1 pseudogene is annotated in these 334 nt (G+C 39.2%); it reads left to right on the top strand.

The features are described 5' to 3' along the window. Positions 1–294 (top strand): annotated as a pseudogene (locus AB4496_RS29700) (hypothetical protein); the annotation flags it as partial. Between the last annotated feature and the right edge of the window lie 40 nt (positions 295–334).

Raw genomic sequence — 334 nt, 5'->3', positions numbered from 1 at the left:
GGTAAGTACCTTTCTAAGATACTTAGGTTACTTCAGATTCATCACTCTCGGATGGAGACAATGCCTTCAGAAGCTGGTACGAATTACCCATATTATAAGTCCTGTTTATACAGTCTTGCAGAGCTTCAGTTTTTAGTTAATGGTTTGTTCGACTTTGCAAGGGACGAGAGTGACTTCGAAGTGGCAGTGTATAAGTGGGAACAGTTTGCTTCAATTTACAGGCTATATAAGATGGACTTGGATAACTATCCAAAACTAGAAGAGTTTACTAAGAGCTTGATTGAGAAGTCGTAGCAAGTCACATACAAAGCATTTAAGAGTGATTCGCAACGCT

This window comes from Vibrio sp. 10N.222.46.A1 (assembly GCF_041473595.1).
Lineage (GTDB): Bacteria > Pseudomonadota > Gammaproteobacteria > Enterobacterales > Vibrionaceae > Vibrio > Vibrio tasmaniensis_A.
The sequence above is the reverse complement of the archived record's forward strand: the minus strand, read 5'-3'. Positions and strand labels throughout refer to the sequence as shown.